This is a genomic window from Acinetobacter sp. NIPH1876, assembly GCF_022808535.1.
GTDB classification, from domain to species: domain Bacteria; phylum Pseudomonadota; class Gammaproteobacteria; order Pseudomonadales; family Moraxellaceae; genus Acinetobacter; species Acinetobacter higginsii.
On sequence record NZ_JALGBR010000028.1, the window covers coordinates 1 to 14,526 of the forward strand.

15 protein-coding genes are annotated in these 14,526 nt (G+C 41.6%); 9 read left to right on the plus strand and 6 right to left on the minus strand.

Translation table 11 applies throughout. The features are described 5' to 3' along the window. The first annotated feature begins 224 nt into the window (after window positions 1-224). The 3 genes from MN869_RS19750 to cysK all read left to right on the plus strand — a co-directional run bounded on the left by MN869_RS19750 (window position 225) and on the right by cysK (window position 3,794). Window positions 225-1,844, plus strand: a complete 1,620-nt coding sequence (locus MN869_RS19750; protein ID WP_243309166.1) for a Na/Pi symporter — start codon at window positions 225-227, stop codon at window positions 1,842-1,844. A gap of 212 nt (window positions 1,845-2,056) precedes the next feature. After that, window positions 2,057-2,599: a GNAT family N-acetyltransferase gene (locus MN869_RS19755; RefSeq protein WP_243309169.1), complete on the plus strand. Its 543-nt coding sequence runs from the start codon at window positions 2,057-2,059 to the stop codon at window positions 2,597-2,599. 193 nt (window positions 2,600-2,792) lie between these two features. Next, window positions 2,793-3,794 (plus strand): cysteine synthase A, encoded by a 1,002-nt coding sequence (gene cysK / locus MN869_RS19760; protein ID WP_243309171.1) that lies wholly within the window; start codon window positions 2,793-2,795, stop codon window positions 3,792-3,794. A 54-nt stretch (window positions 3,795-3,848) separates the two neighbouring features. On the opposite strand, the gene MN869_RS19765 is transcribed toward cysK, so the two are convergent. The 5 genes from MN869_RS19765 to MN869_RS19785 form a co-directional block, all read right to left on the minus strand. Next, complete coding sequence (locus MN869_RS19765) at window positions 3,849-4,367, minus strand: lytic transglycosylase domain-containing protein (protein ID WP_243309203.1); 519 nt, start codon at window positions 4,365-4,367, stop codon at window positions 3,849-3,851. 362 nt (window positions 4,368-4,729) lie between these two features. Beyond that, entirely contained in the window at window positions 4,730-5,293 is a 564-nt protein-coding gene (locus MN869_RS19770) for a transglycosylase SLT domain-containing protein (RefSeq protein ID WP_171551665.1), read from the minus strand. 333 nt (window positions 5,294-5,626) lie between these two features. Next, window positions 5,627-5,845, minus strand: coding sequence for a DUF2798 domain-containing protein (locus tag MN869_RS19775; protein WP_243309173.1), 219 nt, complete (start codon window positions 5,843-5,845; stop codon window positions 5,627-5,629). Beyond that, window positions 5,842-6,417, minus strand: coding sequence for a flavodoxin family protein (locus MN869_RS19780; RefSeq protein WP_243309174.1), 576 nt, complete (start codon window positions 6,415-6,417; stop codon window positions 5,842-5,844). The genes MN869_RS19775 and MN869_RS19780 overlap by 4 nt, the downstream gene beginning before the upstream one ends. An 11-nt stretch (window positions 6,418-6,428) precedes the next feature. Next, the gene (locus tag MN869_RS19785; RefSeq protein WP_243309175.1) at window positions 6,429-6,917 is read right to left on the minus strand and encodes a DUF2938 domain-containing protein; all 489 of its coding nucleotides are present in this window, start codon (window positions 6,915-6,917) and stop codon (window positions 6,429-6,431) included. A gap of 81 nt (window positions 6,918-6,998) precedes the next feature. Here MN869_RS19785 and MN869_RS19790 point away from each other — a divergent pair, with 81 nt between their 5' ends. The 6 genes from MN869_RS19790 (at window position 6,999) to MN869_RS19815 (ending at window position 14,102) form a co-directional block, all read left to right on the plus strand. Further along, complete coding sequence (locus MN869_RS19790; protein WP_243309176.1) at window positions 6,999-7,406, plus strand: helix-turn-helix domain-containing protein; 408 nt, start codon at window positions 6,999-7,001, stop codon at window positions 7,404-7,406. A gap of 147 nt (window positions 7,407-7,553) precedes the next feature. Continuing rightward, window positions 7,554-8,810, plus strand: coding sequence for an esterase-like activity of phytase family protein (locus tag MN869_RS19795; protein WP_243309177.1), 1,257 nt, complete (start codon window positions 7,554-7,556; stop codon window positions 8,808-8,810). A 78-nt stretch (window positions 8,811-8,888) separates the two neighbouring features. Next, the gene (locus MN869_RS19800) at window positions 8,889-10,112 is read left to right on the plus strand and encodes an MFS transporter (protein WP_243309178.1); all 1,224 of its coding nucleotides are present in this window, start codon (window positions 8,889-8,891) and stop codon (window positions 10,110-10,112) included. Window positions 10,113-10,196: 84 nt separating this feature from the next. After that, window positions 10,197-10,703 carry a hypothetical protein gene (locus tag MN869_RS19805; protein WP_243309179.1) on the plus strand — a complete coding sequence of 169 codons (507 nt, stop codon included), beginning with the start codon at window positions 10,197-10,199 and terminating at the stop codon, window positions 10,701-10,703. A gap of 169 nt (window positions 10,704-10,872) precedes the next feature. Further along, entirely contained in the window at window positions 10,873-13,254 is a 2,382-nt protein-coding gene (locus MN869_RS19810) for a YgiQ family radical SAM protein (protein WP_243309180.1), read from the plus strand. A gap of 305 nt (window positions 13,255-13,559) precedes the next feature. Next, window positions 13,560-14,102, plus strand: a complete 543-nt coding sequence (locus MN869_RS19815) for a DUF2726 domain-containing protein (RefSeq protein ID WP_171551657.1) — start codon at window positions 13,560-13,562, stop codon at window positions 14,100-14,102. On the opposite strand, the gene MN869_RS19820 is transcribed toward MN869_RS19815, so the two are convergent. Beyond that, window positions 14,099-14,455, minus strand: coding sequence for a RidA family protein (locus tag MN869_RS19820; RefSeq protein ID WP_171551656.1), 357 nt, complete (start codon window positions 14,453-14,455; stop codon window positions 14,099-14,101). The genes MN869_RS19815 and MN869_RS19820 overlap by 4 nt on opposite strands. Between the last annotated feature and the right edge of the window lie 71 nt (window positions 14,456-14,526).

Genomic DNA, 14,526 nt, shown 5'->3' on the forward strand with positions numbered 1-14,526 from the left:
GTGAAACCTCTTAGCGCTGATGGTAGTGTGGCACTTGCCATGTGAGAGTAAGTCATCGCCAGCTTTTAAATCTAAACACCCCCAACCTAACGGTTGGGGGTGTTTTTTATCGTCAGTGGAAAATATTATTAGAAATGAACCAATTCAACATTAATCAAATAGAAAAAATGTATAAAAAGGCGATATGCTGGTTTGAAAATAGAAAATTATAAGAAGGAAATGCGGTGCTTAACGTTATTGTGCAATTGACGGGTGGGATTGGTTTATTTCTTTTGGGTATGTCTTTAATGACAGACAGCTTGAAAGCAATTGCTGGGGAAGCATTACGTCAATGGTTGGTTCGCTTTACAAGCTCTCCGATTAAGGCCGTATTCTCTGGAATCGGTTTAACGGTTGTGGTCCAGTCTTCGACTGCCACGACTTTAGCAACGATCGGTTTTGTCAGTGCGGGCGTATTAAGCTTTAGCCATGCCATTGGGGTGATTATTGGCGCAAATATCGGCACGACCAGTACAGGCTGGATGGTTGCTTTACTTGGCTTAAAGTTTTCAATATCAAGTTTTGCCCTGCCACTCATTGGTGTTGGTGCTTTATTAAAACTATTAGGTAAAGAAAAGATTGCTTTTATTGGGTTGGTTTTAGCGGGTTTTGGGTTACTTTTTTTTGGTATTCAACTTTTACAAGATGCCATGAGTGGTGTGGCTCAGTTTATTGATCTATCTCGTTGGGCTGAACCCACCATTACAATGAAATTAATCTTGGTGGCAGTGGGCATCTTAATGACCATTGTATTGCAGTCATCGAGTGCGGCCATTACAACCACCTTAACCGCACTCGCTACACAAACGATTAATCTTGAACAGACACTGGCTTTGGTGATTGGTCAGAATGTTGGAACCGTAGCAACTGCTGTTTTGGCTGCGCTGGGTGCGACGACAAGTGCTAAACGCACCGCTGCTGTTCATGTTATTTTTAATGTAGTTACCGCTATTTTTGCCTTTCTTCTGTTATCCCCTCTATTTATGTGGGCATATAATCAAATCAATATCATTCATCAATTAGATCCTGTGTTATTGGTCGCAGCCTTTCATACAGCTTTTAGCTTGTTAGGGGCCTGTATTTTTATGCCTCTTTTACCTCGTTTTGAGCAGCTGATTGTTCGCTTATTACCAGAAAAGGAACTTTCTTCAACCCGTTATTTAGATGAGTCACTTTATAGTGTTCCAGCCTTGGCGATTGCGACAGCTGAACGTGTGTTGTTGCAATCAATTGCTGATATCTATGGCATTGTGGTGCGTTGTATCCGTGGTGAAATGGTTGCTACGTTGGTGAAGACTGATGAATTTGATCGTATTTTGACTAAAGTTGAACATTATTTAGATGAAATGACGGTTCCACAGTCTGTTGCAGATCAACATCGTTTAATCATCTTATTAAGATTGGTGGTTTATGTTCGTGTTCTACGAAATGATTTAAATGATGTAGCTCATATTGAAAAGATTCAGAATCAAACGATTGTTTATGCTTTAGCGCAAAATTTTGCAGGAATTCTTGAGCAAAATATTCCCTATTTGTTACAAGAGCCTTTTCTAAAAATACCTGAGACTTTTGTCAATGATTTATCTTTAATTTCTCAGGAAATGAAAGAAAAACAAGAATTTGTAAGACAGAAAATTATTGAAGATGCTGCCAATCATAACGTCTCTGCGACCCATACCTTGGAACTATTGGCTGCCCAGAGATGGTTGGAACATTTGATGATTCATTGTGAGCGAGTGGGGATTTTATTGAGTGATACAACGCAAACATTGGTCGATGAGGAATTGGATTTACTTCAGCAATAAAGTTAGCTGATTGTGTAAAGCTAAAGTTAACCTTTCAAGCTAGATATTCTTTGGCTGAATGGTTGAGGGGGGATTATCCTGATTCAATTATTTTCAATATTAAAAATGAGACGGAAATTTCATTTCTCATCAGTCATTCTTTTAGCTAGAAATACTTCATGCCAGTCCAATCTTTGCTTAAGATATGAGTAGTTTCCGCTGAGTCTATCCCTATGCAGTTTAAAATTATCGCGGCTCGAGACCTGAATGAACAAGCGCGACAACAGATTGCTGAGCTATGTTTTACTGCTTTTGATGAAGACCCTTGGAGTCAATATGCCTTCATGCAAACAGCTGTTCATCTCGTCGCTATCTTGGACGAAAAAATTGTATCGCATGCACTATGGACGGATAGAGTTTTCACTATTTATGGCAATAATCAGGTGAGAACTGCTTATGTTGAATATGTGACGACTGATGCAATGATGCGGGGAAAAGGGCTTGCATCACAGCTATTAAGATATTTGATCGAAGCTTTAACTCATATGGGCTATGAACTTGCGGCATTACAACCTGAAGATGTGACATTCTATAAAAAATTAGGTTGGACGCCTTGGTTAGGCGATTTATATATTCAGCAAGATAGGTCTACTTATCTGACGGATGAGAATGAAATCATGCTATATCCGTTGAGCATTCGGCTGAAAGCGTTGCTATCACATTGTACAGTTGATGATACGATTTGCACCGAGTGGCGTGAGGGTGAGCTTTGGTAGCTGCTAATCACTAAACTATTCATCTATAAAATGATTTTAATGAGCAAAGGGAAGCAAATCAGCATAAAATCAATTCTAATTTTATCCTATTGAAAATGATAACTTTTCATAAATCTTAACGTTTTCTACTTTCCTCCTTGGCTGACATGCCTATAATGATTAAGAATCATTCCAAATCTAATAAGGAAATAACATGTCGACCGATCAGCAATTTCCAACACCTGCCAACCTCGGTATTGCCGTTTATTCAAATAATGCCGAAGCGATTGGTAACACACCTTTAGTCCGTATCAATCGCCTGATTAAAACGGGCGCAACGGTACTGGCAAAAGTAGAAAGCCGTAACCCTGCATTTTCAGTGAAATGTCGTATTGGTGCAGCGTTGATTGCAGATGCGGAAAAACGTGGTGTACTTAAAATAGGTATGCATATTGTTGAGCCGACCAGTGGTAATACAGGGATTGCTTTAGCGTTTGTTGCAGCAGCCAAAGGTTATCCGATTACCTTAACCATGCCAGCCAGTATGAGCTTAGAGCGTCGAAAAGTACTAAAAGCTTTAGGTGCAGATCTAGTGCTGACTGATCCTGCCAAAGGTATGAAAGGTGCAGTTGATGAGGCTGTTCGTTTGGCCACTGAAAATCCAGAACAATATTTCTTACCACAACAGTTTGAGAATCCAGCCAATCCACAAATTCATACCGACACCACTGGTCCTGAAATTTGGCAAGCCACCAATGGTCAAGTCGATATTTTGGTTGCTGGTGTCGGAACGGGTGGAACTATTACGGGTATTTCACGTTATTTTGAACAAGTTCAGAATAAACCATTGTATTCAGTTGCGGTTGAACCTGCGGAATCACCAATCATCACTCAAACCAAACGTGGTGAAAGCATCACACCTGCACCACACAAAATTCAGGGAATTGGTGCGAATTTTATTCCTAAAAACTTGGACCTAGATCTCGTTGATGAAGTACTGCCTGTGAATAGCGCAGATGCCATTGAGTGGGCAAGAAAGTGTGCAACTCAAGAAGGGATCTTGGTCGGTATTTCGAGTGGTGCGGCATTGGCAGCAGCAGCACAAATTGCAGAACGTCCTGAAAATGCAGGTAAAACCATTGTCGTGATCTTGCCAGATAGTGGTGAGCGTTATTTATCTTCAGTCTTATTTGAAGGTTTGTTTGACGAAGCTTAATTTTGTTATTCAGCCCAATAAAAAACCATGCTTGATGCATGGTTTTTATTGATTTTAAAGGGCTTTCTTTAGTGTTTTTTCATGACGTTTGACTGAGCGTGCATATTTTTTGGCTTTATGACGCGTCCAGAAACTACGTTCGTAGCCTGTTGGTCCGACATTGTAATAGGCCACAGCTTTAGACCAACTGCCAGCAGATCTATAGTAGGTCGAGAGCACATGTGCACCACAGTTAATATTGACATTCTCATCATAGAGATTGCCTGGGCAAGACTGACGCCAATGGCTAGAAATAATTTGAGTTAAACCGATGGCACCTGTTGGTGAACGCGCAGAGCTGTTGTAGTTCGATTCTTGGCGGATCAGGGCTGCAAGTAAAGTTGGAGATACATCATAACGCTCGGCACTTTGAATAATCATGGGTGATATACGATTTGCTGTGCTAGGCGAAACGGAATAGGCATTTTGTAAGCCTGATGAAAGTTGATTCGAGCGGTTGGCAAAGGACCCGCTTAAACTGCTACAGGCAGATAGACTGATGGCAAACACAACAAGGCTGATCTTTAAAATAATAGAGGCAAACGGTTTGAAGGTCGTATGTTGATCAGAAGAAGTCGATGTGATGTGCAAAACCAGAACCCGATACCAAACAGAAGTATAAGGATGGTATGCACTCAGTTTAGGGGAGTCAATAGCAGTTATTTTACAGTAATAATTGAATTTAAGCGGGTCATAAAAAAGCCCCGACATCCTGTCGAGGCTTTCTCATATTTGGTTTCTTGCCGCTAACTCCTGTCAACGAGCACGTCCTGTATTTCTTGTTGTTCTGAATGAGACATCCTGTCTCTTTATGGTTTATAGATTAGAGCAGTTGAGTCATCTCTGGTATTCGCTAATCACCACAATTTCTGTAGGTTTTGACTGACAACAAGTGCTTATAGCGCTTCTTTTAAGCTTTGTTCATGGCGTTTAACCGAACTGGCATAGCGTTCAGCTTGCTGGCGCATATACGGGCTTCTTCTGTAACCTGTAGGACCAACATTGTAATAGCCGAGAGCTTTTGCCCAATCACCTGTCGATTGATAATAGTTTGCCAGAATATAGGCACCACAATTGATGTTAACCTGTTCATCATATAAATCACCAGGGCAAAACTGTTGCCAGAATTTTGGGCGCACTTGGGTTAAACCCACGGCATCTGCTGAAGAGCGTGCACGAGTTCTATAGCTAGACTCTTGACGGATCAGCGCAGCCAATAAATGTGGTGAAATATTGTGACGCTCAGCTGTTTGCAGAATGATGGGAGCAACCCGATTGGCGGTTGTTGGTGATACTGAAAAAGCGTTTTGAATACCAGAAGACAGTTTTTGGGAGTGATTGACTGTAGGTGCTTTGGTTGTGGTACACGCGACAGTGAAGTAAGTACTTAAAAAAATAAGGCTCAATTTAGCAAAAGGGATGTGAAAGCGAGAAAAAGAAAATTTGTTGTAAATTATCATCGTGAAACAATTTGACCGTCATCTATAAAACATGCGGATGGTAGGGAGCAAGTCGATAACAGTCAATGTAATCTATAGGGGTAAATCGTTTAATTTTAGATATTCAGCTGAATAAAAAAGCCCCGACATCCTGTCGAGGCTTTCTCATATTTGGTTTGTTGTCGCCAATTCCTGTCAACGACCACATCCTGTGTGTCTTATTATTCTGAATGAGACATCCTGTCTCTCTATGATTGATATATTAGTGAATTTATCTCATCAGGTATATTCGCCAATCACCACAGTCACTGTAGGCTTTTGCTTACAAAGCGTCGATAGCGAGATGGGATCAGATTAGCGTTTCTTTAGAATCCAGCCCACCAGTCTTTGTGCAATTGGCGCACAGACCAATACGCTAGGAAAGGCAAACAGCCACGCCACAATCCATGCTGACATCCACATCGAAAAGAAGTGATCGATGAAGCCAACCGCCTTCAATGTGGTGATGCCTGAGATTAGAAAAGACATCATGCAGGATAGAATGAGTGGAAATAAGAGACTTGCTGCTTTCACGTGATCATCACTCCTTGATATGCACTTAAGCTGCATGCAAAGTTTTGTCCAAATAACTGGGCAGTTTTAATATCGCCAACATCAAAAGCATCTGCCGCGCTGGCATGTTTAGCTTGGGCCATCAGGCCAGACCATGACCCGAGACGATTGGCTGCTTGCGTATAAGGAACACCTTGATGTTGCTCAGGTAAAATAGGATTACCGACCCATATCATACCGTGTTGCATCGAAAAGGTGAAAAGTGAAATCAGAGTGGATTGTTTATCCCCTGCGGGCAGTGAGGAAACGGTAAATCCTGCAGCTAATTTTCCTTTAAATGCCTGCTTCTTCCATAAAGGTCCAGTGTTATCCATTAGTTGTTTCAATGTGCCAGAAACCCCACCGAGATAGGTCGGTGAACCCCAAATCAGTCCATCATAGTGACACAGTAATTCAGGTTGCGACATCAGTTGTTCAGCCGTGAATAAATCAATTTTAATCTGTCCAACTTGTGCTGCGCCGAGTTGAATCTGTTGGGCAATAAATTGGGTATGACCCTGACGGCTATGATAAATAATAGCAATGGATTTCATGGTTTGATTCCTTAGAACAATGCAAGCAATTGGGCGCTGAGATATAAACCGCAGCCGAAAATAGCGTGGTTAATCAGACTTCGTAGACAGTTGCGTAAAGGCTGTGCCGTTTTAGCGGAGGCAATGCCTGCCCCCATAGCCGGTTGCATGATGAAAAAGGGAATGAGCACCGTGATCACCCCGAAAATAAAGGCAGAGGTGAACTGTGGTTGCAATAACCATGCTTCTCCTACCATCAGAACAAAGCTGAAGGCAAAGAGGATACCGACACTGTAATGTGCCAGCCAACCCAAGGCATATTCCTGTCGAATGGCAGGACTTTGCGCAATCGATTGATGCCAGAATTTACCTCGAAACATCCAACCGACCCAACGGCCCAGTAAGGCAAAATTTAAGCTTGGAAGGTTGAGTCTTTTTAACAGCAATAGCCACATATCCATCATTATTGTGGCACCGATACCTAGGCACAGGATTTGAAGTAATAGTTCTGCAGTTTTCATTTTTTCACCTTGATCTTTTCTGCACAAAACGCGATAAAGAGAGTGTGCAAGTTAAAGTCAACTTGAAGTCAAGAGGTATTTATGGATATTGGAGAAGTGGCTCAACGGGCCAATGTGGCGACGTCGACCTTACGCTTTTATGAGGAGAAGGGCTTAATTAAATCTATTGGCCGTCATGGCTTACGCCGACAATATGGCAAGCAAGTTTTAGATCAATTGGCATTGATTGCTTTGGGGCGGGCGGCAGGTTTTTCCCTCAATGAAATTGCACATATGTTTGGAGAAAATGGTCAGCCTGAATTGGATCGAGCTATGCTCAATGAGAAAGCAGAACAACTAGAGCAGATGACCCGACGTTTGCACTTTATTAGCGAGGGACTGAGACATGCTGCCGTGTGTCCAGCAGAGAATCATATGCAGTGTCCAACCTTTCAAAAGTTTTTAAAAGCGGCGATTGCGGGCGAATATCAACCGACTAAACTTGACTAAGATGGAAGCTATGGCAGTGGTTGTGATAGATAAAAAGCATTGCGTTACATTGTCATCTTTTCGCCATAAAGACTTCATTTTATTGCAGTAAAAGCGTCATCAAAACTTGTTTTAATTTGCATAATTTTTTACCAAATGTATAAAATCATGAACAATAAAACTTTATTGGCCTTATTCTGCTGTAGCACTTTGGGCTTAACTGCCTGTAATGATGATGACAATAATCAAGACCACAATACAACGCTTGAAAAAGTCACAGAACCCACGCTGATTTCTTTCGCCAAGCTTCCTGTCGCAACTTATGCCGCTGGACCAGACTCAGGTAAAGCGGTGAGTGGCGCCAATGGCATCTATCCACCCTTTAAGGGACAACCCGTACAGGGCTTTTCTGCTGCCTTAAAAAATCAGGATGGCAGTTATATGGCCATGGCCGATAATGGTTTTGGCACACAGGATAATTCCGCTGATTTCTTATTACGCATTTATAAAATCAAAGCCGATTTTAAAACCAAAAGCAAAGGTTCGGGGCAGGTACAAGTACAAAGCTTCATTCAATTACGAGATCCGAATAAATTGATTCCTTTTGATATTGTAAATGGTAATACGCCAGAACGCTTATTGACTGGGGCGGACTTTGATCCTGAATCAATGCAACGTGCGCCAGATGGTAGCTATTGGATTGGTGATGAATTTGGTCCATTTTTATTACATTTTTCCGCAGAGGGCGTGTTGCTCGATGCACCGATTGCTTTGCCAAATCCATTTAATCCAGCTCAAGAATTACGTTCGCCACAAAATCAGTTAAACAAGGCTAATATCAATTATGTTGAGCCATTGGTGGGGCGCAGTAGTGGTTTTGAAGGGATGGCGATTTCACCTGATGGTAAATATCTGTATCCACTACTGGAAAAACCATTGCTGAATGATTCAACAGGTAGGCTGCTGATCTCTCAATTTGATCTGCAGAAGAAAGCTTATACGGGTGTTTATTATTGGTTCGTACTGGACAGTAAAGCCACCAATATTGGCGACTTCCAATTGTTTAATGACAAAGAAGGTCTCATTATTGAGCGCGATGTGAGTCAAAATAATCTCGGTGGCCATAAGAAATTGATTCGGATTAAATTCAATGAGCCGAAGCAGGTGGTAACACGCGAAGACTTGGTCGATTTAATGAAAATTGCCAATCCAAATGGGCTGTATGGCACAGCACGGGAAGGGGATATTGGGACAGGTCAGGTATTTGCCTTCCCATTTGAAACCATTGAAGATGTGATTATTGAAAATGGCACGACTTTGACGGTATTGAATGACAATAATTTTCCAGGTTCATCAGGACGCAATGCCAAACTTGCTGATGATAATGAAATAATTCAGATTCGCCTGCCTAAAGCATTATTTTAAACATTTGATAAAAATGGCCGAAATGATCATTCCGCATTTCGGTCAAAGGCGTATACTGATCGGGCATAAGGAGTCCTCATGTCTGAATCAGTGCTGCGCCCAACCCATATTGAATATGGTTCGAAATCGTTTACGGCGATTTTATGGTCATTGTTCTTTGCTGGTTTTGCGTCATTTTCCTCGCTGTACTGTGTGCAGCCAATGATGCCGATTTTTGCAGAATTCTTTCATGTCACTCCGACCCACAGTAGTTTCCCCTTATCCTTTTCCACCATCGCACTGGCGATTGGCTTGCTGTTCACGGGTTTTATTTCAGATCGTTTTGGGCGTAAACCGATTATGGTATGTGCCTTATTGTTGGTCTCGATTTTATTACTGATTAGTGCTTCTTTTCCGATCTGGGAAATCTTTTTAAGTACCCGTGTTTTGATTGGCTTAGCGGTCAGTGGGGTTGCCGCTGTGGCAATGACCTATATCGGAGAAGAGATTGCACAGAAGGATATCGGTTTTGCGATGGGGCTATATATCTCAGGCACAGCGATTGGCGGTATGGGGGGGCGTCTGATTGCGGGCGTTTTGGTCGATTTTATTTCTTGGCAATCGGCAACCTATATTATTGGTTTTCTGAATTTGGTGATTGCTTGCTTATTCTATCTGTTATTACCCAAATCACAGCATTTCAAACCGTTTCCATTCCGATTTTCACGTTTTAAAGCCGCGTTTGAGCAAAATTTAAAAGATCCGAAACTACGCATTCTATTTGCCCAAGGCTTTATTCTGATGGGCTGTCTGGTGACCGTATTTAACTATATCAGTTACCACTTATTAGAAGCCCCGTTTCATTTATCGCAAACATGGATCGGTCTGATTTCAATTGCTTATTTGGCAGGAATTTATAGTTCACCCAAAGCTGCACAATGGGGCTTTAAGTATGGGCGCGATAAAGTACTGCCTGTGTTACTGGTGATGATGATGATCGGTTTATTGATTACCTTGATTCCATCGCTTTGGACTATCTTACTAGGTCTCACAATTTTTACCTTTTCATTTTTTGCAGCACATTCGACTGCAAGTAGTTGGGTCTCGGTTCAAGCGGTGCAGTATCGTGCAGTCGCTTCCTCTTTGTATTTATTCTGCTATTACATGGGTTCGAGTTTATTGGGCAGTAGTGGAGGGTTAGTTTGGGAGCGTTTTGGATGGGGTGGAATTAATTTGAGTGTCACTGTGGTCTTAGTGATCGGTTTTGTGCTCGCGATACGCTTAATGAAGAATGAAAATAAAACGACAAATAAAGTCGCATAAACTTGATAAAAGTTCTGAAGATTTAGTAACTTAAATAAGCACCTATTGGGGTGTAGAGATAATATTAAAATTGGGGAAAATAATATGGAATTACATAGTCGCGTTTATTATAAACATCCTGATTCAACCATCATGGGGCAATTAGAAGTTTTATTTACAACACATCATGGAGATGAAGAAAAGTTCATTCAGACAGCTTTACTAATTAATCCGCAAGCAGATGAGATTACTCAAGAGCTAGTTGATTTGATCGATTCGATTGAACATGATCTTACACCAGAGACACTGCACTATATTGATGGGTTTGCTGTACTAGATTTTACCCATGGCTCAAATGGTGATGAAAATATTGAAAATATTTTATTATTTTTACAAGGAGTATTACCTGATATTCATGCACAAGCTTGGGGCTGTGGCGATGATGATCCATGGGAGTTTTGGTTCAAATTTAATGGCGATGAGCTTATCCGTGAAGATGATGAACCTTTTAATGATCCTGATGAAGATGAAGAAATTAAAGCTTCTATTTATATGTGGTGGCATCAAGATTTACCTTCTGAAATTAAAGAAGGTTTCTTGAACGAAAAATAATAATTATCATCATCTTATGACGATGTTTCCTCAATAAGTTACAAATACTTTTTGGGGAAACGCCATTGTTTGTTTTTTGAGCTATAAAAATGAATGGAATTCATGTTAAAATGATCGGCTTTCATCTTTAGATGTCTCTCCTTCATCTGCTAGCCGAGATTCGCAAGCCATGTCTACTGCCTACACCATGCAGACCGCGCCAAAAGCGTTGTTTGATTACGACAAATATTGGGCGTCGTGTTTTGAACCCGCACCATTTTTGCCGATGTCACGAGAAGAAATGGATCTACTCGGCTGGGATGCATGTGACTTTATTTTAGTGTGTGGCGATGCCTATATCGACCATCCATCTTTTGTCTCGGGCGTAATTGGGCGTGTGCTTGAAGCACAAGGTTTTCGTGTCGGAATCATCGCGCAACCAGACTGGACCAATGTCGAGAGTTTCCGTGTTTTAGGTAAGCCAACCATTGCATGGGGTGTGACCGCAGGGAATATGGATTCGATGATCAACCGTTATACGGCAGATCGTAAAATCCGTTCGGATGATGCCTATTCGCCAAATAATGAAGCGAATAAACGCCCAGACCGCGCAGCAACGGTTTACTGTCAGCGTTGCCGTGAGGCATTTCCTGACGTTCCAGTCTTACTTGGTGGTATTGAAGGCAGCTTACGTCGTATCGCACATTATGACTATTGGTCAGATAAAGTTCGTCGTTCAATTTTGATGGACTCTAAAGCTGATTTATTGATGTATGGCAATGGTGAGCGTGCCATTATCGACGTGATGCATCGTTTAGCCAAAGGTGAAAAAGTTCACGAAATTACTGATGTTCGTGGTACTGCATTTATTATCAATAAACATAATAAAAAATCGAAAGCAAAATTCGTTGAAATCGCCAGTAACGATGTTGATAGCATCGGGCGTGTGGATCAGATCATTAACCCTTATGTGATGACTGAAGATATTGATGGCTGTGAAGTTGAAAAAGAAAAAGGCAACTCACTGGCTCAATACCAGAACTTCCAAAAAGAATTTGTGGCAAATCCAATCGTACGTGAAGGCGACAATCTAGATCCAGATACGCAGATCGTACAGCTGAAACCTGCACCATCAAAAGCGATTAAACATAAATTACCACCACGTGAATTGGCGGTAATCCGTTTACCTTCTTATGAAGAAGTGGCTGAGGATCAGGTGCTCTATGCACATGCCAACCGTATTTTACATCTGGAAACCAACCCAGGTAATGCACGTGCATTGGTGCAACGTCATGGTGAACGTGATGTCTGGATCAATCCACCGCCAATTCCTCTGACCACTGAGGAAATGGACTATGTGTTTGATTTACCTTATGCACGCTTACCGCATCCAGCTTATGGCAATGCGCGCTTCCCTGCATTTGATATGATCAAATTCTCTGTGAATATCATGCGCGGTTGTTTTGGTGGTTGTACTTTCTGTTCGATTACCGAGCATGAAGGTCGTATTATCCAAAACCGTTCGGAAGATTCAATTTTACGTGAAATTGAAAAGATCCGTGATACTGCACCTAACTTCACTGGGATTATTTCGGATTTAGGTGGTCCAACGGCGAACATGTACCGTTTGCATTGCCAAGACCCTGAAATTGAAAAGAATTGCCGTAAACCCTCTTGTGTTTATCCAGGTGTTTGTCAGAACTTACATACCGACCATGCACCTTTGGTTCAGCTTTATCGGAAAGCCCGTGAAATCAAAGGGGTGAAGAAGATTCTGATTGGTTCGGGTCTGCGTTATGACCTTGCGGTCCTCAACCCTGAATATGTCAAAGAATTGGTCCAGCACCATGTCGGTGGCTACCTGAAAATTGCACCTGAGCATACCGAGAATGGCCCATTATCCAAGATGATGAAACCAGGTATTGGGACTTATGATCGCTTTAAGCAAATGTTTGAGCGTTTCAGTAAGGAAGCAGGTAAGGAACAGTATTTAATTCCATACTTTATTGCCGCACATCCGGGTACCACCGATTACGACATGATGAATCTGGCGATTTGGTTGAAGAAAAATGGCTTCCGTGCCGATCAGGTACAGACCTTCTATCCATCACCAATGGCCACTGCGACCACCATGTATTATTCAGGTAAGAATCCACTGTCTAAAGTGGCGCGCTATACTGAAAATGTCGATATTGTGAAAGGTGAAAAACGTCGCCGTCTGCACAAGGCATTCTTGCGTTACCACGATCCAAATAACTGGCCTTTGTTGCGTGAAGCCTTGAAAGAGATGGGGCGTGTAGATTTAATCGGAAATTCAAAACAGCATTTGATTCCAACTTATCAGCCACAAGGTACAGCCGAAGGTGAATATAAATCGGCACGTAAGAAGAATTCATCTGTCGCAGGGGATTCTGCAAAACGTGGTCAAGGCCAGTCTCGTTCACCGTCAGGTCAACAGCGTCCGCAAAAAGGGCAGCTATTGACGCAACATAATGGTTTACCACCACGTGAGACGGGGGAGAAAAGACCATTTTCAGGAAAACCAAAGTCTAAAACCAAAGCACCTCGTTAATTTGATATTGAAGAAGGCATGAGAGCGTTCATGCCTTCTTTTTTATGCCTAAATTGTCGTGTGGTCACAATTTGATCGCAAAACTATCGCGCATAGAAACATAAACTGACAATAACGACTTGAATCTTGGCAAACGAATGATTATAAATAAAGTGCAGAGGGCTATTACGACTTTGGTCGTCTAGGAAAACACGATTAAAAAACTTAAGTTTGCACTGCAAAATGACTTTGCTATCGATGTTCTTGATTAAAAAAATTGGCATAAAGCCAAATGATTATAAAAAATCTAAAGGGATTAGTTAGAAATGTATTATTTTATAACAACAGTTGGGTTGCTGTTAATCACAGCACTTGCACTTCGTCGCTTACAACAAAATAGGCGTCAGGACAGTCCACTCAAACGCCGTGGTATTTTGAATATTGCGGAGCAAATTACCTTGATGCGTTTACAAGCTGTATTACCACGTCATACCGTTTTGGCGCATGTGTCTTTTGATGCTTTACTGACCACTAAATTTGCGCACACACGCCGTAAGTATCAAGGTTTAGTCGCAGACTTCGTCATTTTAGATCAACAGCATCAAGTGCTTGCGATTATTGAGATTGCAGACGAATCTTATGTGAACCGCCTGCATCAAAAGCATTATCAAGATAGTTTACTTGAATTGGCAGGCTATCGTGTACTGCGTTATAGCAGCATTCCGACTGAACAGGAACTCAGAGAAGATTTAGTACCTGATTTGTTTGAGCCTACCGCTATTTCAGCGGCAGGTACGTCAGCATCGATGTCGATGCCTAAAGCAGATCGACTGATGAAATATAATGAATTCGCATTTAAATCTTATTAATCTGGGCGAACAGCAGTGACCGTCATTTCAACCAAAACATCAGGTGTGTAGAGTTTAGATTCGACACAGGTACGTGCTGGGGGATGTCCCTCAGCAATCCATGCATCCCATACTGCATTCATGGCTGCATAATCTTTTTCAATGTCTTTTAAAAAGATCAGTACAGATAAAATATGGGTTTTATCTGTACCGGCTTCCGCCAATAAACGATCAACATTATCTAAGGTCTGCTGTGTCTGTGCGGTTACATCAACGCTGGTATCATCAGCCAATTGACCTGCTAAATGAACAAGATTTCCTGAAATTGCAACTTCGCAATAACGTGATGTGACATGAAGGCGTTGCACAGACATAGTGATTCCCTAATTGAAAAGTATAGTCGGGATTGTACTTGATGCTATTCAGCTGCAATGTAATTTTCTAT

Coding starts and splice junctions, on each gene's coding strand:
- MN869_RS19810 (WP_243309180.1), top strand. CDS start 10,873: ATGTCTACTGCCTACACCATGCAGACCGCGCCAAAAGCGTTGTTTGAT.
- MN869_RS19820 (WP_171551656.1), bottom strand. CDS start 14,455: ATGTCTGTGCAACGCCTTCATGTCACATCACGTTATTGCGAAGTTGCA.
- MN869_RS19785 (WP_243309175.1), bottom strand. CDS start 6,917: ATGAAAACTGCAGAACTATTACTTCAAATCCTGTGCCTAGGTATCGGT.
- MN869_RS19805 (WP_243309179.1), top strand. CDS start 10,197: ATGGAATTACATAGTCGCGTTTATTATAAACATCCTGATTCAACCATC.
- MN869_RS19795 (WP_243309177.1), top strand. CDS start 7,554: ATGAACAATAAAACTTTATTGGCCTTATTCTGCTGTAGCACTTTGGGC.
- MN869_RS19755 (WP_243309169.1), top strand. CDS start 2,057: ATGCAGTTTAAAATTATCGCGGCTCGAGACCTGAATGAACAAGCGCGA.
- MN869_RS19770 (WP_171551665.1), bottom strand. CDS start 5,293: ATGATAATTTACAACAAATTTTCTTTTTCTCGCTTTCACATCCCTTTT.
- MN869_RS19790 (WP_243309176.1), top strand. CDS start 6,999: ATGGATATTGGAGAAGTGGCTCAACGGGCCAATGTGGCGACGTCGACC.
- MN869_RS19815 (WP_171551657.1), top strand. CDS start 13,560: ATGTATTATTTTATAACAACAGTTGGGTTGCTGTTAATCACAGCACTT.
- MN869_RS19800 (WP_243309178.1), top strand. CDS start 8,889: ATGTCTGAATCAGTGCTGCGCCCAACCCATATTGAATATGGTTCGAAA.
- cysK (WP_243309171.1), top strand. CDS start 2,793: ATGTCGACCGATCAGCAATTTCCAACACCTGCCAACCTCGGTATTGCC.
- MN869_RS19780 (WP_243309174.1), bottom strand. CDS start 6,417: ATGAAATCCATTGCTATTATTTATCATAGCCGTCAGGGTCATACCCAA.